At 71.2% G+C, this 17,924-nt stretch carries 19 protein-coding genes and 2 tRNA genes; 5 read left to right on the top strand and 16 right to left on the bottom strand.

What is annotated here, in order from left to right; translation table 11 throughout:
* Positions 1–16: 16 nt before the first annotated feature.
* From Drose_RS07850 to Drose_RS07840, 3 genes are all read right to left on the bottom strand, one after another.
* Positions 17–92, bottom strand: a tRNA-Glu gene (locus tag Drose_RS07850).
* A 65-nt stretch (positions 93–157) separates the two neighbouring features.
* Positions 158–229 (bottom strand) — tRNA-Gln (locus Drose_RS07845).
* A gap of 74 nt (positions 230–303) precedes the next feature.
* A complete protein-coding gene (locus Drose_RS07840) occupies positions 304–1,092 on the bottom strand; it encodes a fumarylacetoacetate hydrolase family protein (protein ID WP_260727522.1) in 789 nt (262 codons plus the stop codon).
* A 215-nt stretch (positions 1,093–1,307) separates the two neighbouring features.
* Here Drose_RS07840 and Drose_RS07835 point away from each other — a divergent pair, with 215 nt between their 5' ends.
* On the top strand, positions 1,308–2,249 hold the full coding sequence (locus tag Drose_RS07835; protein WP_260727521.1) for an FAD-dependent oxidoreductase: 942 nt from the start codon (positions 1,308–1,310) through the stop codon (positions 2,247–2,249).
* Here Drose_RS07835 and Drose_RS07830 read toward each other — a convergent pair.
* The 10 genes from Drose_RS07830 to Drose_RS07785 form a co-directional block, all read right to left on the bottom strand.
* Positions 2,233–3,039 (bottom strand): ABC transporter permease, encoded by an 807-nt coding sequence (locus Drose_RS07830; RefSeq protein WP_260727520.1) that lies wholly within the window; start codon positions 3,037–3,039, stop codon positions 2,233–2,235. The two genes, Drose_RS07835 and Drose_RS07830, sit on opposite strands and share 17 nt — an antisense overlap.
* Positions 3,036–3,965: an ATP-binding cassette domain-containing protein gene (locus Drose_RS07825; RefSeq protein WP_260727519.1), complete on the bottom strand. Its 930-nt coding sequence runs from the start codon at positions 3,963–3,965 to the stop codon at positions 3,036–3,038. The genes Drose_RS07830 and Drose_RS07825 overlap by 4 nt, the downstream gene beginning before the upstream one ends.
* Positions 3,966–4,053: 88 nt before the next feature.
* Complete coding sequence (locus Drose_RS07820; protein WP_260727518.1) at positions 4,054–4,512, bottom strand: hypothetical protein; 459 nt, start codon at positions 4,510–4,512, stop codon at positions 4,054–4,056.
* Positions 4,513–4,577: 65 nt separating this feature from the next.
* A complete protein-coding gene (locus Drose_RS07815) occupies positions 4,578–5,027 on the bottom strand; it encodes a barstar family protein (RefSeq protein WP_260727517.1) in 450 nt (149 codons plus the stop codon).
* On the bottom strand, positions 5,024–5,848 hold the full coding sequence (locus tag Drose_RS07810) for a 3-methyladenine DNA glycosylase (RefSeq protein ID WP_260729636.1): 825 nt from the start codon (positions 5,846–5,848) through the stop codon (positions 5,024–5,026). The genes Drose_RS07815 and Drose_RS07810 overlap by 4 nt, the downstream gene beginning before the upstream one ends.
* A 62-nt stretch (positions 5,849–5,910) precedes the next feature.
* Entirely contained in the window at positions 5,911–7,917 is a 2,007-nt protein-coding gene (locus Drose_RS07805) for an amylo-alpha-1,6-glucosidase (protein WP_260727516.1), read from the bottom strand.
* A complete protein-coding gene (locus Drose_RS07800; protein WP_260727515.1) occupies positions 7,914–8,171 on the bottom strand; it encodes a hypothetical protein in 258 nt (85 codons plus the stop codon). Before Drose_RS07800 ends, Drose_RS07805 begins: the two co-directional genes overlap by 4 nt.
* A complete protein-coding gene (locus Drose_RS07795) occupies positions 8,164–9,720 on the bottom strand; it encodes a radical SAM protein (protein WP_260727514.1) in 1,557 nt (518 codons plus the stop codon). The genes Drose_RS07800 and Drose_RS07795 overlap by 8 nt, the downstream gene beginning before the upstream one ends.
* Positions 9,717–10,097 carry a hypothetical protein gene (locus tag Drose_RS07790; RefSeq protein WP_260727513.1) on the bottom strand — a complete coding sequence of 127 codons (381 nt, stop codon included), beginning with the start codon at positions 10,095–10,097 and terminating at the stop codon, positions 9,717–9,719. The genes Drose_RS07795 and Drose_RS07790 overlap by 4 nt, the downstream gene beginning before the upstream one ends.
* A complete protein-coding gene (locus tag Drose_RS07785; protein ID WP_260727512.1) occupies positions 10,094–10,864 on the bottom strand; it encodes a prolipoprotein diacylglyceryl transferase in 771 nt (256 codons plus the stop codon). Before Drose_RS07785 ends, Drose_RS07790 begins: the two co-directional genes overlap by 4 nt.
* Positions 10,865–10,965: 101 nt before the next feature.
* Between Drose_RS07785 and Drose_RS07780 the strand changes: the two genes are divergently transcribed.
* Together Drose_RS07780 and Drose_RS07775 are read left to right on the top strand one after the other, a co-directional pair.
* On the top strand, positions 10,966–11,982 hold the full coding sequence (locus Drose_RS07780) for an endonuclease/exonuclease/phosphatase family protein (RefSeq protein WP_260727511.1): 1,017 nt from the start codon (positions 10,966–10,968) through the stop codon (positions 11,980–11,982).
* A gap of 137 nt (positions 11,983–12,119) precedes the next feature.
* Positions 12,120–12,605, top strand: a complete 486-nt coding sequence (locus tag Drose_RS07775) for a nuclear transport factor 2-like protein (RefSeq protein ID WP_260727510.1) — start codon at positions 12,120–12,122, stop codon at positions 12,603–12,605.
* Between the two features lie 37 nt (positions 12,606–12,642).
* Here Drose_RS07775 and cimA read toward each other — a convergent pair whose 3' ends face one another.
* Complete coding sequence (cimA, locus tag Drose_RS07770) at positions 12,643–14,244, bottom strand: citramalate synthase (protein ID WP_260727509.1); 1,602 nt, start codon at positions 14,242–14,244, stop codon at positions 12,643–12,645.
* Positions 14,245–14,555: 311 nt separating this feature from the next.
* Between cimA and Drose_RS07765 the strand changes: the two genes are divergently transcribed.
* Together Drose_RS07765 and Drose_RS07760 are read left to right on the top strand one after the other, a co-directional pair.
* Entirely contained in the window at positions 14,556–15,086 is a 531-nt protein-coding gene (locus tag Drose_RS07765) for a carboxymuconolactone decarboxylase family protein (RefSeq protein ID WP_260727508.1), read from the top strand.
* A gap of 185 nt (positions 15,087–15,271) precedes the next feature.
* Positions 15,272–15,541: a hypothetical protein gene (locus Drose_RS07760; RefSeq protein ID WP_260727507.1), complete on the top strand. Its 270-nt coding sequence runs from the start codon at positions 15,272–15,274 to the stop codon at positions 15,539–15,541.
* A gap of 59 nt (positions 15,542–15,600) precedes the next feature.
* Here Drose_RS07760 and Drose_RS07755 read toward each other — a convergent pair whose 3' ends face one another.
* Positions 15,601–16,698, bottom strand: coding sequence for a branched-chain amino acid aminotransferase (locus Drose_RS07755; RefSeq protein ID WP_260727506.1), 1,098 nt, complete (start codon positions 16,696–16,698; stop codon positions 15,601–15,603).
* 166 nt (positions 16,699–16,864) lie between these two features.
* Positions 16,865–17,893, bottom strand: coding sequence for a 3-isopropylmalate dehydrogenase (locus Drose_RS07750; protein ID WP_260727505.1), 1,029 nt, complete (start codon positions 17,891–17,893; stop codon positions 16,865–16,867).
* Between the last annotated feature and the right edge of the window lie 31 nt (positions 17,894–17,924).

Here is a 17,924-nt window from a genome sequence, read left to right as displayed (position 1 = left end):
CGCGGCCTGCGCGCTGTGGTAGCCCCGACCGGATTCGAACCGGCGCTACCGCCTTGAGAGGGCGGCGTCCTGGGCCGCTAGACGACGGGGCCCCAGTACTTCCAGCTTCGTGCTGACGTGCGGTGAAACACTACAGCACCGCGATGTTGCTGCGGCGCTGGGGTACCAGGACTCGAACCTAGACTAACTGAACCAGAATCAGTTGGGCTGCCAATTACCCCATACCCCATTGGCGCTCAACGCGCCGGAAGAGAACTTTACCGGAGGTCCCCTTCCCCGCCAAATCGTTTGTCGCCGACACGCCTAATCCAAGGTCAGGACCTTGTTGCTGAGCGCGCCGACGCCCTCGACCGAGACCACGACCTCGTCGCCGGCCGCCAGCGGGCCCACACCGGCGGGGGTGCCGGTGAGGATCACGTCGCCGGGCAGCAGCGTCATGACATGTGACACATATGACACGAGTGTCAGCACGTCGAACACCATGTCCTTGGTCCGGCCCAACTGGCGGACCTCCTCGTTGACCTCGCAGCGGACCTCGACGTCGCCGACGTCGACGCCGGTGACGATCCACGGCCCGATCGGGCAGAACGAGTCGAAGCTCTTGGCCCGCGTGAACTGCACGTCCTTGCGCTGCAGGTCACGGGCGGTGACGTCGTTGGCGCAGGTGTACCCGAAGATGGCCGCGGCGGCACCCGCCCGGTCGACCCGGCGCGCACCGGTGACACCGATCACGACCGCCAGCTCGGCCTCGTGCTCGACCTGCTGGGACTGCGGAGGCAGCCGGATCGCGTCGTTGGGGCCGATGATCGAGGTGGACGGCTTGAGGAAGAGCAGCGGCTCCTTCGGCACGTCGTTGCCGAGCTCGGCCGCGTGGTCGGCATAGTTGCGCCCGACACACACCACCTTGCTGGGCAGGATCGGCGAGAGCAGTCGCACGTCGGCGACCGCCCAGCGCTGGCCGGTGAACCGGAGCTCCCCGAAGGGGTGCCCGTCGATCTCGGCGACGGTCAGGCCGGCCGGCCCCGCCGCGGGCTCGCCCTCGACGACCCCGAATGACATGCCACTGCTGTGGGCAAAACGAGCGATACGCACGGTCGGAAATCTACTCCCCGGACAGATGCCGCCGCACGAACGCGTTGCGGAACTTGCCACCGGGGTCGAGCCGCCCGGCCGGCTCCGCCGATCACCGCCATCGGGCCCGACGTCTACGACCTCGACTGGGACGGCGCCGGCGAGGACGGTGTGGCCTGTCGCGCGGCACCGCATGCGCATTGGACGGCCGGGCAAAAGCCTGCTTGCCTGGAGACATGACCGACGTGATCGTTCTCGGCGCCGGCGTCGTCGGGCTGACGTCCGCGGTGCGGCTGCTCGAGGCGGGTGCCCGCGTGACCGTGACGACCGCCGACGAGCCGTCCGCGACCGTGTCGGCCCTGGCCGCCGCCGTGTGGTACCCGACGCACACCGAAGGCGGCCCGCGGGTCCTGGAACGGGCCCGCCGCACGTACGACGAGCTGAGCGTCCAGGCATCCGGCGGTGTGCCCGGCGTGGTGCCCCGCCCGACCCGCATGCTGCTGCGCGGGCCGGCCGCGACGCCGTGGTGGGCCGCCGCGGTGCCGGACTTCACGGCGGTGCCCGGCGAGTGGCGGTTCACGGTGCCGTCGGTCGAGATGGAGGTGTACCTCCGGTGGCTCGCCGACCGCGTCACGGCGCTGGGCGGCACGATCGTCACGCGCCGGATCGCCCGGCTGGCCGATCTGGCCGGCGAGGCGCCGGTCCTGGTCAACGCGACCGGCCTGGGCGCACGGACCCTCGCGGACGACCCGGCCGTGCACCCGGCCCGCGGGCAGATCGTCGTGGTCGCCAACCCCGGCCTGGTGACGTCGGTCCGAGACGAGGACCATCCGGAGGGGATGACGTACATCCACCCGCGCAGCGGCGACGTGGTGCTCGGCGGCACCTTCCAGCCGGACTACTGGGACACCACCCCCGACCCGGCGACGGGTGCGGCCATCCTGCGCCGCTGCGTCGGGCTCGTCCCCGAGCTGGCCGGTGCCGCGGTGCTCCGGCACGCCGCCGGCCTGCGCCCCGCCCGCCACGGCGGCGCCCGGATCGAGGTCGACCCCGTGCCGCTGCCCGGCGGCACGAGAGTCGTCCACAACTACGGCCACGGGGGTGCCGGAATCACCCTTGCCTGGGGCTACGCCGACGAGGTGGCCGACCTCGTCGGCCGGATCACGCGTCCCGCTTGACGAACAGGAAGGTCGCGACCGCCAGCAGGAGCACGGTCCAGCCGGAGAACACCGCGAAGCCCTGCCACTGGGTGAGCAGCGGGTTGTCGGACAGGGTCGGCTGGAAGACGAGCTGGCCGGCGTTCGTCGGCATCCAGGAGTAGACGTACGCGCCCCAGCGGCCGGGCAGCAGGCCGGCCAGGTTCGACACGATGAGGATCAGGCCCAGTACGGCGGTGATGGCACCCGCGGTGTGGCGCACGATGGCGCCGAACGCCAGCGAGAACAGGCCGAGCACCGCCGTGTACAGGCCGGCACCGACGACCGAGCGCAGCACGCCCGGGTCGTTCAGCGAGAGCGGGATGTGCTCGGCCATGATCGCCTTGCCGAGGAAGAACGCGGCGAACGACAGTACCTCGCCGACCACCAGCATCAGGGCGCCGAAGACCAGGATCTTCGCGGCGAGCACCGTGACCCGGCGCGGCTGGGCCTGCAGTGTCGAGCGGATCATGCCGGTCGTGTACTCGGCCGAGATCACCATGACACCGAGCACCGCGATCACCAACTGGGCGATGAAGATCGGCTGGTTGATCACGATCTGGAGCGGGGCGCCGCGCAGGAGGGCGTGCTGCTCCGGGGACGACTGGTCCCATTGCAGCACGATGGCCCAGGCGATCACGGACATCAGGCCCAGCGAGATGGCGGCCATCGCGGTCAGCGACCACATCGTCGAGCGGACGGTGCGCAGCTTCGTCCACTCGGAGCGCAGCATGCCGCCGAGGCCGGCGCGAGGCAGTACCAAGTCGGTCATCGAACCTCCTGGGAGGTGGACGGGACGGCGGCGTGGTACTCGACGCTGTCCCTGGTCAATTCCATGAACGCCTGCTCCAGCGACGCCTGCAGCGGCGACAGCTCGTGCAGCCGGACGCCGTGCTCGAAGGCAAGGTCGCCGACGCGCTGGAGCGGCAGCTCGGTCACGAGCAGCGCGCCGTCGGGCTGGGCGGCGACCTTGCCGCCGCTGCGGGTGACCGCCTCGGCGAGGAAGGCGCTGTCGGGCGTGCGGACGCGGACGGCGAGCGCGGAGTTGCGGTCGATGAACTCCCGCACCGTGCAGTCGGCGATCATCCGGCCGCGGCCGATCACGAGCAGGTGGTCGGCCGTGTGCTCCATCTCCGACATGAGATGGCTGGAGACGAGCACCGTGCGCCCCTCGGCGGCCAGCGACTTCATCAGGTTGCGGATCCACAGGATGCCCTCGGGGTCGAGGCCGTTGACCGGCTCGTCGAACATCAGGATCCGCGGGTCGCCGAGCAGCGCGGTCGCGATGCCGAGCCGCTGGCCCATGCCGAGCGAGAAGCCCTTGGACCGCTTCCGCGCGACCCCGGACAGGCCGACCATGTCGAGCACCTCGTCGACCCGCCGGGGCGGCAGGTTGTTGCTCTGCGCCAGGCAGAGCAAGTGGTGGTACGCGCTGCGCCCGCCGTGGATGGCCTTGGCGTCGAGCAGCGCACCGACCTCGCGCATCGGGTTGTCCAGCGCGGTGAACGCCTTGCCGTTGACGGTGACCCGGCCGCTGGTCGGGGCGTCGAGGCTGAGGATCATCCGCATCGTCGTCGACTTGCCGGCGCCGTTGGGACCGAGGAACCCGGTGACCTGACCCGGCCGGACGGTGAACGACAGGTTGTCGACGGCGACCCGTTCGCCGTACCGCTTGGTGAGGCCGACAGCCTCGATCATGAGAGGGTCCTTCCGCCGGAGCGTCTGCTACGAGCGGAAAGCTAGTGAAGTGATGCTGTGGGGGCGCTAAGAGAAACTGTGAACACCCTCAGCGAGGGCGCTCGTAGGTCATGTCGAAGTCGCGCAGCCAGGTGCGGCCGTCGGTCGAGCGCTCCCAGAATGCGGTGATGCTGTGGCCGTCGTCGCTCAGGACGCCCTTGAACCGCTGGTGGAACCCTTCAGCGGCGCGCCACATGCGCCATTCGCGGCCGACGAGGCTCAATCCGTACACCCGCAGGACCCCGCGCGCGTCGGAGTAGAGCAGCGTAAAGCCCTCCTCGCTGTCGTCGTAGCCGATGACCGAGACGGTCGGGAACGGTGAGCTTTCCAGCCAGTCCCGCGGCACGTCCTCCCCGGGCGGACCGGCGTCGGCACGCTGCACGAGGAACTCGCCGTCGTCGGCCCACGCGAAGCTCGTCCAGCCGCGGCTGGTGACCACGCCGCCGACGGTCGCCTCCATGTCCCACAGGCCCAGCAACGGCCGCAGCAGCCGCCGCACCTCGCTCATGCCGTCCGTCCTCGTCTGGGATGGGGGTCGGGGGTCGACAAGATCGTACGGGGCCGGACGCCGCGTCAGGTATGTGGATTTGGGGGCCCGGACGGCCGGTCGAAGTCGTCCCCATCGCCGATGGCGAAGACGTGCACCGGCAGGGGCGCGGCGGCGGCGTGCTCCAGCAGCGCCCAGCCGACCTCCGCCGCGGTCGCGGGCGCGGCCGACTCGATGTCGTGCCACAGGATCGCGACCGGAATGTGCTCGTCGCGTGCGGCGAGGTAGTCGGCGAAGCTGTCGGCGAACGCGTCCCAGTTGGCGCCGTAGTGGTCCGGGAAGCCGAACACGGTGGCCAGCGCGCGGTGTGCCCCGGCGCGGGAGGCCATGGGGCGGCCGTCGAGGTCGACCCGGTGATAGGACCAGCGGTCGAGGAACCGGGACAGCTCGGGCAGGGCGTCGGTGTGCACGCGGTAGAGCGGGCCCGAGCGCAGCCACGGCAGCTCGCCCCGGACCCACGGCGTCCCGCCGGTCACGGGTCCTCCCCCACCGCGAGCAACCGGTCGCATTCGGCGATCAGCCGGGCGCGCAGCGGCGCGGAACGCTCGGCGAACGACCGCTGCGCCTCGACGTATCGCGACCGGCCCTCGGCCGTCTCGATCCGGACCGGGTCGTAGCCGAGCCCGGCGAGGTCGTAGGGCGACGCCCGCATGTCGAGCGTGCGGATGTCCCGGGCGAGCTCGAAGCAGTCGGCGACCAGCTCCGCCGGCACCAGCGGGGCGAGCTTGTAGGCGTGCTTGTAGAGGTCCATGTTGGCGTGCAGGCACCCCGGCTGCTCGTTGGCGTGCTGTCCGTCGCGGGTGGGCTGGAGGAGGTTCAGCGGCCGGGCGGGTGCGGTGTAGAACCGGAACGCGTCGAAGTGGCTGCACCGGAGCCGGCCGGCCGCAACGACCGCGTCGGTGCCGGCGGATCCGAGGCGCAACGGCCACGCGTTGTGCCGGATCTCGTCCCGGGTCTGGCGGTAGACCATGGCCCACTCGTGCAGCCCGAAGCAGCCCAGGTGCGGCGGCCGGGACGCGGTGGCGGCGAGCAGCCCGCGGATCCAGGCGATCGCCGGCTGCCGCCGGGTGACGAGCTCGGCCGGAACGGTGCTCTCCTCGTCACCCTCGAGCGCCGCACCGGCCCCGGGATGCCAGCGTCGCAACTGGGCCGGGCGATACGAGTAGTAGGTGAACAGGAAGTCCTCGACGGGATGCTTCTGCCCCCGCTTGCGCCGCTCCAGGTGCGGCACGACCCAGGCGTCGACCCGGCCCTCGTGGGCAGCCCGGCGAGCCTCCCACGTCGACCGGTCGAGCATGGTCAGCGTGCGCACCGCACAAGTCTAGAACGCGGCGAACCGCGGCGGCACCGTCCGGCGGCTCACGCCGCCGACGCAGCCGGCCCGATCCGCGCCGGTGACCCGTCGGCCAAGCGGAACAGCACGCCGACAGGTCCATTGTGGATCGTCAGGCCGCCGGACGCGTCGACGCTCACGTCGAGCTCACCGTCGGCGATCTTCAGGCCCCGCACCCGGAACGCACCGACCGGCGAGGGCGCCAGCGGGGCGAACGTGATCCGCCCGTTCGGCACGTCGGCGGCGAGCCCGAGCAGGGCGGTGAGGATCGCCGGGCCGGCCGCGGCGGCCCACGCCTGCGGGCGGCACGAGGCCGGATAGGGCGTCGGCAGATCGTCGCCGCCGAACAGCTCCGGCAGCCGGAAGTCGAACCGCTCCCCCGCGTCCAGCAGCGCCCGGACGACGGCCGCCGCCTCCGCCGCGTGCCCGTCGCGCGCCAGCCCGAGGAGCGCGATCGCGGTGTCGTGGGGCCAGACGGAGCCGAGGTGGTACGAAAGGGCGTTGTACCCGGCCGAGGAAGGCGCGACGGTCCGGATGCCGAACGGCGAGCGCAGCTCGGCGAGCTTCCCGGCGACCGCGGTGCTCTCCCCCGCGTCGAGCAGGCCGGTGCCCAACAGGTGCCCCATGTTCGAGGCGATACTGTCGACCTGCTGCCCGGTGCCGTCGAGCGCGATGGCGGGATAGCCGCCGCGGCACCAGAACGCGGCGCGGAAGCGCTTCGCCAGGTCGGCCGCCCAGGCACGCCACCGCCCGGCTCCTTCGCGGCCGAACGACTCCAGCAACCAGGCCGCGTCGACGGCCGCCCGGTACGCGTACGCCTGCGCCTCGCTGAGCGCCAGCGGGCCCGTCGCCAGCCGCCCGTCGGCGTGCTGGATCCCGTCGCCGGAGTCCTTCCAGCCGTGGTTGGTCAGGCCCTTGCCGCTGGACCGGTAGGCGATGAAGCCGTCGTGCCCGGCCAGCCACTCGAGTGCCCGCTCCACATTGGACAGCAGCGGCTCGACAGTCGCGCGGGGCATGCCCCAGCGGTAGGCGTCGGCGAGGGTGCTGACGAAGAGAGCGGTCGCGTCGACGGTGCCGTAGTAGACCGGCGGCAGGTGGTAGGCGGCGTCCGGGGGCCGGATCTCGTGCGGGATCTTGCCGGGCTCCTCGTCGGTGTCCGGGTCGGACCGCACGCCCTGCCGCTTGGCGAGCGCGCGCAGCGTGCCGGCGGCGACCTCGTGGCCGAGCGGCAGGCCGAGCCGGGCGGACCAGAGGGAGTCGCGGCCGAAGAGCGTGAGGTACCAGGGACTGCCCGCGGTGTAGTAGACGTCCTCGCCGTCGGTGCGGCGCAGCGCGTCGAGGTCCTGCACGCTCGCCCGGATCAGCGCGTCGAGGCGCCGGTCGGCGGCGGCGACCCGCAGCGTGCTGAACCGCTTGCCGCGCGCGACCTGCGGCACATCGGTGCGGGTGAAGCGCAGCTCGGCCGACCACTCGCCGCGCGGCGGCACGGTGACCCGCCAGCGCAGCGGCCCGGCGTCGCCCGGCGGGGTCGCCTCGACCGCGACCGCCATGCCGTCGGCCGCGCGCCAGCCGTCGGACACCGCGGCTCCGGCCGCGCCGTCCTTGACCGCGCCGACGCTCGCGAAGTCGGTCGCCGCGTCGACCGCCACCTCGACGGTCAGCGTGGTGTGGGAGACGTTGGTCAGCGTGATCGTCTCGGTGCCGCCGAGCGGCTCGGCGAGGCGCCGCCGCGACAGCGTGACCGTCGGGTCCGGGCCGTCGTCGCCGAGTCCCGGCAGCACCGCCGCGAACCGGGCCGACGCGGCACCCGTGCGGTGCACGGTCACCGGCACGGGCTGCACTCCGTCGACGGTGACGACCAGCCGGGACACCACCCTGCGATCGTTGACGTAGAGGCCGTCGGCGCCGCCGGTGAGCTGGCCGGACGGGCGCGAGAGCCAGGTGGCCGGCGCGGCGACGCACGTCACGTGCTCGTGCAGAAAGGGCTGCGAACCGTTCGGGTTCCGGTTCAGCGCGGGCGGTAGGTCGCTCACGGCAGCCAACCGTAGACCTGCCACCCGACGCCGACCACCCCCGCGAGGGCCAGGACACCCAGGTACGTCAGGACGAGCCGGGTGTCGCGCAGGACGCACTTGGACCGGGTCAGGCCCTGGCGCCGCGCCCGCAGGTACCCGAAGAAGCCCAGCAGCGCGAAGCCGACCACCGCGATCGGGCCCAGGACCCAGGCGAGGGCCGCGATCGTCGCGTAGACGCAGAGCCGGAGCGGGTCGTAGGGCTTGTCAGCCACGGCCGGCGGCCCGCGGCAGACGCTGGATCGACAGCGGCGGCCACGCCTGCACCGCGCAGAACGGCGCGCACTGGTCGCGGTCGCCGGCGCCGCGCGTCGCCACGTGGACGCAGCACTGCAGCAGGCGCTCCTCGATCATCGTGTGCATGTCCATGAACGGCTTGACGGTGATCCGCTTGACCCGCTCGCCGAGCATCTTGCGCAGCCGGTTGCGGCCGCCGGGCAGCGACGAGGAGACCAGCGTCGTGAGGGTGGAGATGCCGAGGTCGCAGTTCTCGCAGATGTCGCGCCAAAGCTGGCCGACGTCGGGGTGGGACAGCGACGACTGCTCCGACAGCAGGCCCAGCAACGAGTCCTTCACCGCCGCTCGCAGCGCCGCCGGGAGCTGGACGTCGGCGATCCGGTTGGCCACCAGGTCCGGTGCCAGGTCGAGGAACGACAACAGCCGGTCGTGCCCGATCAGCTTCGTCATCGACTGCCACTGCCCGGCGTCGTCGCGCAGCAGATACCCGACCGAGCAGCAGTGCGGGTGCGAGCACGGCAACGCCGTGAGATCGCGCCAGGTGACTAGGTCGCCGGTCTGCGGCCCCAGCCGGGCGAGGACCCCGGTGTGGGTGAGCCGGTCGAGGGGGTCGATCGGACCCGAACGACCCGAGCCGAACTGCGGCTGCAGCGAGATCCCACCGACGTAGGGCGTGTCGAGGGCCCGCTTGACGACCGCGCCGATCTCGTCGTCGTTGACACCCAGCGCGCAGGTCATGGTCAGCGTGGTGAAGATGCCGCGGGACGAGAGCCGGTCGATCGCCTGCTCCTTGAGCCGGCGCAGGTCGGCGCCGCGGTGGTGGCGGGCGGCGCGCTCGGTGACGCCGTCGTACTGGAGGTAGACCTCGACCCGCTCCCGGTGCTCGGCCAGCAGGTCGAGCAGGCCGTCGTCGCGGGCGATCCGGACCCCGTTGGAGTTGACGAGGACCCGCACGACGTTGCGCGTCGCGACCTCCCGCAGGAGTTCTTCGAGGTGGGGGTACAGGGTGGGCTCGCCGCCGGAGAGCATGAGCACGTCGACGCGGCCGTTCTCGCGCGAGAGCTTGGTGTCCACGCTCGCGAGGACGTCGGCCAGCGGTACCACACCCTCGATCGCCGGCGAGGAGTCGGTGAAGCACGTCGGGCAGCGCAGGTTGCAGGCGTCCGTCAGATCGGCCAGGAGGATGCACGTGTGCTGGGTCTGCATCTCCGGCAGTCCGTCGAGATACGCCGACGGCACGGGTGCGAAGTTGCCGGCCAGGTCGGGGATGTGCGACTTGGTCGGCGCCGTCCACCGCTCGAGGTACCGCAGGATCTCCGGATCCTCGTCGTAGAGCGTGCGGATCAGGCCGTGGCTGGGGCAGCCGCGCTCCAGCCAGATCCGGCCGTCGCGCTCGGCGAGCCAGCCGGAGAGCCGCCGCACGTCCTGGAGGGGCCGGTCGGGCCACTCGTCGTGACAGCGCGGGCAGAAGGCGTTGACGTACCGGTGGATCCTGTCCCCGCGCAGTGGCATTCCCGTATCGGTCACGACGCTCCCTGGCTGTTGACGATGGCGATGCAGACACCGATCCCGGCGACCGGGAAGACCAGGACGCTGACCGCCCAGCCGATGATCAGGCCGAGGCCGATCCCCCGGTCCTTCCGGGCGATCCACACGATGCCGAGGATCAGGCAGGCCAGGAACAGCAGGACCTGGAGCAGGATCTCGAGGTAGACGCCGAACAGCGCGTTTTCGCTGTTCTCGGACATCGCGAAGAGGAACGTGGCGAGCACGCCGAGCCCGATCGCGGCGACCTGCCCCAGGGCGGCGAGCCCGATCCCGGCGAAGACCTTCTTCCCGCGGATCGGGCGCTCCTCGCCGGGCGGCGGCGGGACGGTCCAGTTGTTCGGCGATGGCGGCGTCATGTCGTCACGGTCTCCGCTCGGTCGGTGCGTGCCCGCCAGGCGTGGCGGGCGGCGGCCAGTGGCACGCAGGCCAGGAGGAACATCTGGGCTCGGGTGAGCCCCGCGTACACGACCTCGTTGCCGCGCACGAATTCGACGCCGAACCGGAACGTGGCGTACGCGGCGAGGTACAGCGTGAAGAGGCGGCCCGGTGTGGTGACCCGCTTGCGCAGGGCGAGCAGGGCCACGAAGGCGGCGGCGTGGAAGAGTATCTCGTAGGCGAACGACGGGTGGAGGGGCACGCCGGCCGGCACGTGCATGGCCGCCGCCTGCCCGGCGTCGAGCGTGACGCCCCACGGCAGGCTCGTCGGCGTGCCCGGCGGCTCGGCGAAGAAGCACCCGAGCCGGCCGACCGCCATACCGATCGCGACCGCCGGGGCGAAGAGGTCGCCGGTCTTGTACGGGTACCGCGCGACCCGTTTCGCCACGAGCGCGCCGGCATAGGCACCGACGAGGCCGGAGAGGATGCTGCGATTGCCGTACGCCCACTGCTCGATCAGCGTCGCGTTGTCGCGCGGGTCGAGGTGCTGCGCCCAGGTGCCCAGCCGGGCGAACAGCGCTCCGCCGGCGAGGGCACCGGCCAGCACATACCACAACCGCTCGTCCTGGGCCTTCCGCCGCCGGACCTCCCACAGGAGGACCAGGGCGGCAACCCCGATGCCGAGCGTGACGAACGCGTCGTGCGTGAGGATCGCCACCGGACCGAACCGCGCGATCACCGGGTGCACGGCTGCCGAGCCTACTGCCAAAGCGCCCGGAACGGCGCGGAAGGCGCCGAGCCGACATCGCCGTGCCCCCGGGGCTGGCGCGGCTGCTCTACCCTGACGGGATGGTCAGCACCGCGGAGACGTTGCCCGTCGCCCCTCCGGAGCTCCCGCGCCGGCGGCGGCGATGGCTCACCGCACTCCTGTGGCTGATGGTGACGCCGTTCGTGCTCTGGGCAGCCGCCCGGGTGTTCGGGCTGGAGAGCGGCTTCCCGACGGTGCAGCTCATCGCCTTCACGCCGTATGTGGCGGTCGCGTCGTTCGTCCCGTTGCTCGTCGCGATCCTCACCAAGCGGATCTGGCCGGCCCTGCTGGTCGCGCTCGCCGCGATCGCGCTGGCCGCCTGTGTGCTGCCGCGCTGGATCGCCGACGGCGACCCGGGTCCCGACCAGGGGCCGTCGCTGCGGGTCATGAGCGTCAACATGCTGTTGGGCCGGGCCGATCCCGCGCAGATCGTCGCCCTGGTCCGCGACCACAAGGTCGACCTGCTGGCGTTGCAGGAGTTCACCGACGAGGCGAAGGCGGCACTGCGCCGTGCGGGGCTCGACGACCTGCTGCCCAACGCCGTGTCCTACCCGCGACCGGGCGTCAGCGGGTCCGCGGTGTACAGCCGCTTCTCGGTCGCCGACCAGGGATACCGCCGCTTCGTCTCCGACTTCGGCCAGGCCAAGGCGGGCGTGACCGTGCCCGGTGCCGTGGAGTTGCACGTCGAGTCGGTGCACCCGTGCGCGCCGGCGACGAGGTCCCGCGACGACTGCTTCGTCGCCGACCTGGCGGCGCAGCCGGCGGCCACGCCCGACGGGCCGGTCAACATCCTGCTCGGTGACTTCAACGCGACGCTGGATCACGAGGCGTTCCGCCAGGTGCTCGCCAAGGGCTACCGCGACGCCGCGGACGTGGTCGGGGCCGGGCTCGTCACGTCGTGGCCCTACGACGATCGGTGGTACATCCCGGGCGTGACCCTCGACCACGTGGTCGCCGACGAGCGGGTCGGGGTGCGGAAGGTGTCGGTCCACCGGATCACCGGCAGTGACCACAAGGCTGTCTACGCGGAACTTGTGCTGCCGAAGGGTGGGAACTGAACCGGCCGTTCGTGCCGAATCCGGCAGAAGACCTCGCTCCTGCGTACCTCCGGCTATACGCGGTTCGTTGGCCGGGAGTACCTTCACGTACGGATCGGGCGGGACCGCCCGGACATGAACCATGTTGGAGCAGATGGGTGACACGAACCTTCCGCGGCCTCGCGGTCGCCTTCGTCGTGCCGCTTGTCCTGGGCATTGCCGGGTGTTCGGGCAAGACGGACGAGGCCGGCGAGTCGGCTGACGACCGCCCGACGGTTGAGGTGACGGCGCAGCCTCAGGACGCCGCCACCGCTCAGGTCACCGCCGAGCAGTTGTTCGACAGCCTGTCCGACGGCGACTGGGCGGGCGCCTGGGACCTGTGGACGGACAACGCGAAGGCGGCGATCGGCAAGGACGCCTACGTCGATCTCATATCGACGTGCGCGACGCAGCAGGGCAACTATCTGGTGACCGCGGTGACGCCGGTCGACGACTCGACCGCCACCATCAAGTGGTCGCACACGCCCACCGGGAGCACGAACAACCAGACCGGCACCAGCACGGTCCGCTACCAGGACGGCGCATGGCGGTTCGAGCCGGACCCGGCCCAGTTGGCGGCGTTCAAGCAGAACAAGTGCCCGTAGACGGTGGGGCCGCCGGACGGCGGCCCCACCGTACCGGTCAGACGCGCACCTGGTGCGAGAGGCCGTAGCTCAGGGCGTCGACGAGCGCCTGCCAGCTCGCCTCCACCACGTTCTCGTGGACACCGACGGTGGTCCAGTCCTCGCCCGTCGACCGGGTCTCCACCAGCACCCGGGTGACCGCACCGGTGCCGTGACTGCCCTCCAGGATGCGGACCTTGTAGTCGGCGAGCTCGAAGCGGGACAGCTCGGGGTAGTGCTTCGTCAGCGCCACCCGCAGCGCCTCGTCGAGGGCGTTGACCGGGCCGTTGCCCTCGGCGGTGGCGATGATCCGCTCGCCGCGGACCCGTACCTTCACCGTCGCCTCGGACACCACCGCGCCGTCCTCGCGGTGCTCGACCAGCACCCGGTAGGACTCCAGGGCGAACGGCCGCGGCAGCGTGCCGTCGGCGAGCTCGGCGCGGGCCAGCAGCTCGAAGGAGGCGTCGGCGGCCTCGAACGACCACCCGCGGGCCTCCAGTTCCTTGACCCGGGTGGTGACCCGCGACAGGGCTTCCGGATGACCGGCCAGGTCGATACCGAGCTCGCGCGCCTTGAGCTCGATACTGGCCCGGCCGGCCATCTCGGTCACCAGAATCCGCATGTCGTTGCCCACGACGACGGGGTCGATGTGGTTGTAGAGCACGGGATCCACTTTGATCGCGCTCGCGTGCAGGCCCGCCTTGTGGGCGAACGCTGACGACCCGACGTAGGCCTGGTGGGTGTCGGGTGCGATGTTGGCGATCTCGGCGATGGCGTGCGAGACGCGCACCATCTGCTCGATGCAGCCGTCCGGTAGGACCGGCATGCCGAGCTTGAGCTGCAGGTTGCCGACGACGGCGAAGAGGTCGGCGTTGCCGGGCCGCTCGCCGTAGCCGTTGGCGGTGCACTGGAAGTGCGGTACGCCGGCCTCGACGGCGGCGACGGTGTTGGCGACGGCGCAGGAGGTGTCGTTCTGGCAGTGGATGCCGAGCCGGGCGACGGCCTCCTCCGGGCTGATGCCGAGGGCCACCGCGAGCCGCTCGCGGACCTCGCCGACCGTGCGGGTGATCAGCGACGGCAGCATGCCACCGTTGGTGTCGCACATGACGGCCACCTCCGCGCCGGCCTCCAGGGCCGCCAGCGCGACGCCGGCGGTGTAGTCGGGGTCGAACCGGTAGCCGTCGAAGAAGTGCTCGCAGTCGAGGAAGACCCGCCGGCCCTCGGCGACGAAGTAGGCGACCGTGTCGCGGACCATCGCGAGGTTCTCCTCGGGGGTCGTGCGCAGGGCCCGCTCGACGTGGCGCAGGTCGGACTTGGCGACGAGCGTCACCGCCGGGGTCTCGGCGTCGAGCAGCGCACGGACCTGGGCGTCGTCCTGCACGCGGACGCCGGCCTTCCGGGTGGCGCCGAACGCCACGAACACCGCGTGTTTGAGGTTCAGCTCGGTCCGCGCTCTCCGGAAGAACTCGGTGTCCTTCGGCAACGCCCCCGGCCAGCCGCCTTCGATGAACCCGACGCCGAACTCGTCGAGCAGCCGCGCCACGGCGAGCTTGTCGACCACCGAGTAGCTGATCGCCTCGCGCTGGGCCCCGTCGCGCAGTGTCGTGTCGTACACCTGCATGGTTTGTCTCCTCTTGGCTTTGGCACTCTCGACTCTCGGCAGGGGGCAGGACCAACAAAAAGACCCCTCGCGGAATGCGAGAGGTCTGCGCGGCCAGCGGAGGATGCTGGGCGCGCTAGGGGCCAATAATGAGCCGAGTCACGTTCGGTAGCTTGCCACGCGCTCGCCGCGTGTGACAGGTGATTCCGGATTTTGAGAACTCAGGTGATCTGCTTCACGATTCACCCTGTTCGTCACGAAGCTGTAACGCGGATCGGTCAAGGTTTGGAGCAGGTTCGGAGGGACGCCGTGGTGAGGGAGGTGCACGTTCGATGTCGATCTCGGCGCTCAAGGCGGCGCTCCCGCCGTATGCGCGGGACGTCGCACTGAACCTCAACTCCGTGCTCTCCGGCGACCGGCTCACCGAGCAGCAGCTCTGGGGCACCGTGCTCGCCGGCGCGATGACCACCCGCAGCGCGCTCGTCCTCCGCGCCGTCGCGGCCGAGGCCGACGACCACCTCAAGCCGGAGGCCGCCGAGACAGCCAAGGCGGTGGCGTCGCGCATGGCGATCCACAACGTCTACTTCCGCGCCAAGCACCTGATCGGTGACGAGGCGTATCAGCACCTGCCGGCGCGGCTGCGCCGCCAGGTGACCGCCACGCCCGGGGTCCCCATGGTCGACTCCGAGCTGTGGTCAGTGGCAGTATCCGCGATCACCGGGTGCGGGGTGTGCCTGGAATCGCACGAAAGATCACTTCACGGTGCAGGGGTGTCCCGGGAAGTGGTCGACGAGGTGTTGCGCGCCGCCGCGGTGGTTCACGCGTTGGCGGTAACCCTCGATGCAGAGGCGGCTCTCGGCTAACGGAGCTTTCCTCTTGTACGGGTGTCGGAGTGGCGGCTCCGGCACCCGTACGCATGTCCGGGTCTTTCGGGTGGACGGCATCGACCGTTGCGGTGTAACTCGCATGTGCACGTTGCGGACAGCCTGCCCGCGTCGCGACGATAACGGTCGTTACGCAGCGCGTATGCCGTGGACCTGGGGGCACGATGACCGACGGAGTTCCGAACGGCCCGGACGGGCCACCGCTCGACCCTCCGTCGGGATGCGCGGACCCGCTGTTGTGGCGGGTGGCGCGGGCCCTGCACGAGGCGCACCGGCCACGCCCCGACAACTTCTGCGAATGCAAGGCGTTCTGGCCCTGCCCGGATGCGCGACTGGCCGAGGAGGCGCTGCGTATGGCCTACGGCCGGCCGGCCCCGCGGATCAACCGGACCGCGCTGGGCCGCAACGCCAACCTGGGCCGCTGGCCCGCCTGACCGCGGCCGATCCTAGAAGGTCGTGGGACCTGCCAGGATCGAACCCGGGTCAACCGGGGTCACAGGACGCGGTGGACCCAGCCGTACGGGTCGTCGAACTGGCCCCGCTGGATGCCCACCAGCGTGTCACGCAGCGACATCGTCGTCTGGCCGGCCTTGCCGTCGGCGACCGTGAACTCGCCCTCGCGGTCGCGGACCACGCCGATCGGGGTGATCACCGCAGCCGTCCCGCAGGCGAACGCCTCGCGCAGCCTGCCGCTCACCGCGTCCGCACGCCACTGCTCGTACGAATACAGCTCCTCGCGAACCGTCAGACCTCCGTCACGGGCCAGGCGGATCACCGACTCGCGGGTGATGCCGGGCAGGATCGTGCCGGTGAGCGGCGGGGTGACGATCGAGCCGTCGTCGAAGACGAAGAAGACGTTCATGCCGCCGAGCTCTTCCACGTACTTCTGCTCGACGGCGTCGAGGAACACCACCTGGTCACAGCCGTGCTCGATCGCCTCGGCCTGGGCGACGAGACTGGCGGCGTAGTTGCCGCCGCACTTCGCCGCGCCGGTGCCGCCGGTGGCGGCCCGCGTGTAGTCGCGGGACACCCAGACGTTGACGGGCTTCACGCCACCCTTGAAATAGCTGCCGACCGGCGACGCGATGACCAGGAAGAGGTATTCCGAGGAGGGTTTGACGCCGAGGAACACCTCGCTCGCGTACTGGAACGGGCGCAGGTAGAGGCTGCCCTCCGGATCGTTGGGCACCCACTCGCGGTCGACGCGGATGAGCGCTTCCAGCGCGTCGAGGAAGAGCCGCTCGGGCACCGGGGCCATGGCCATCCGCTGCGCCGAGGCGCGGAAGCGGGCGGCGTTGGCGTCGGGGCGGAACAGCGTGACCCCGCCGTCGACGGTCCGATAGGCCTTGAGGCCCTCGAAGACCTCCTGCGCGTAGTGCAGCACGGCGGTCGCCGGGTCCATCGGGATCGGCGCGCGCTGCTCGACGCGGGCGTCATACCAGCCCTTGCCGTCGGCATACCGCACGGTGACCATGTGGTCGGTGAAGATCCGCCCGAAACCGGGGTTGGCCATCAACGCGGACCGTTCCTCGGCGGCTACCGGCGACAAATGCGGACGGATCTCGAAGTCGAGAGTTTCACCGCCGTTCATACCTGCCTCCACTACACCCGGATACACCCAGAATCTCGGCACGCGAAGTCCGCACGCCGTGCCTGCAACTTACCCGAACGGACGTTCAATCGCAGCCAGCGCGCGGAACGGCGGATACTTCCGGCAGGCGCCCGCGGTGCTCGCGGACGCCTTGCCGGACGTGGGGTCATGCCACCGCGGCGGCCAAGCGGTCACCGACCGCCTCGGTCGACAGCGCGGAACCGGGGGTCCGTGCCGTCACCTCGGCGCCGACGGCCTCGGAGACCCGCGCGGCGGCCTCGGGGTGACCGAGGTGGTCGAGCAGCAGCGCGGCGGAGAGCACGGCGGCCGACGGGTCGGCGATGCCCTTGCCCGCGATGTCCGGCGCCGAGCCGTGCACGGGCTCGAACATCGACGGAAACGCCCGCTCCGGGTTGATCGAACCGCTGGCGGCAAGCCCGATGCCGCCGGTGACCGCGGCGGCGATGTCGGTGAGGATGTCACCGAAAAGGTTGTCGGTGACGACCACGTCGTAGCGCTGCGGGTTGGTCACCAGGAACATGGCGGCCGCGTCGACGTGCTGGTATTCGGTCTCGATGTCCGGGAACTCGGCCTTGACCGCGTCGAAGGTCCGCGCCCACAGGCCACCGGCGTGCGTGAGGACGTTGGTCTTGTGGACCAGCGTCACCTTGCGCCGCTCGCGCTTGCGGGCACGGGCGAAGGCGTCGCGGATGACCCGCTCGACGCCGTGGCGGGTGTTGAGGCTCTCCTCGGTGGCGACCTCGGCGGGCGTGTCCTGATGCAGGTTGCCACCGGCGCCGACGTAGAGGCCCTCGGTGCCTTCCCGGACGACGACGAGGTCGATCTCGCCGGGCTTCACGCCGGCGAGCGAGCTGGTCGTGCCCGGCCAGAGCCGAGAGGGGCGAAGGTTCACGTACTGGTCGAAGTCGAACCGCAGTTTCAGCAGCAGGCCGCGCTCCAGGACACCCGGCGGGACGCTCGGGTCGCCGACGGCACCCAGCAGGATGGCGTCGTGGCCGCGCAGCTCCTCCAGCACGCTGCCGGGGAGCACCTCGCCGGTGCGGTTGTAGCGGGCGGCACCCAGGTCGTAGTCGTTCGTCTCGACCTCCGGCAGGACGACACGCAGCACCTTCAGCGCCTGTGCCACCACTTCCGTCCCGATGCCGTCGCCGGCCACGACCGCGATTCTCGCCACCACTGCGCCCCTTTCCTCAGACCCGATAACG

The organism is Dactylosporangium roseum, from assembly GCF_025264685.1.
Lineage (GTDB): Bacteria > Actinomycetota > Actinomycetes > Mycobacteriales > Micromonosporaceae > Dactylosporangium > Dactylosporangium roseum.
This window is presented reverse-complemented; position numbering and strand designations above follow the sequence as displayed.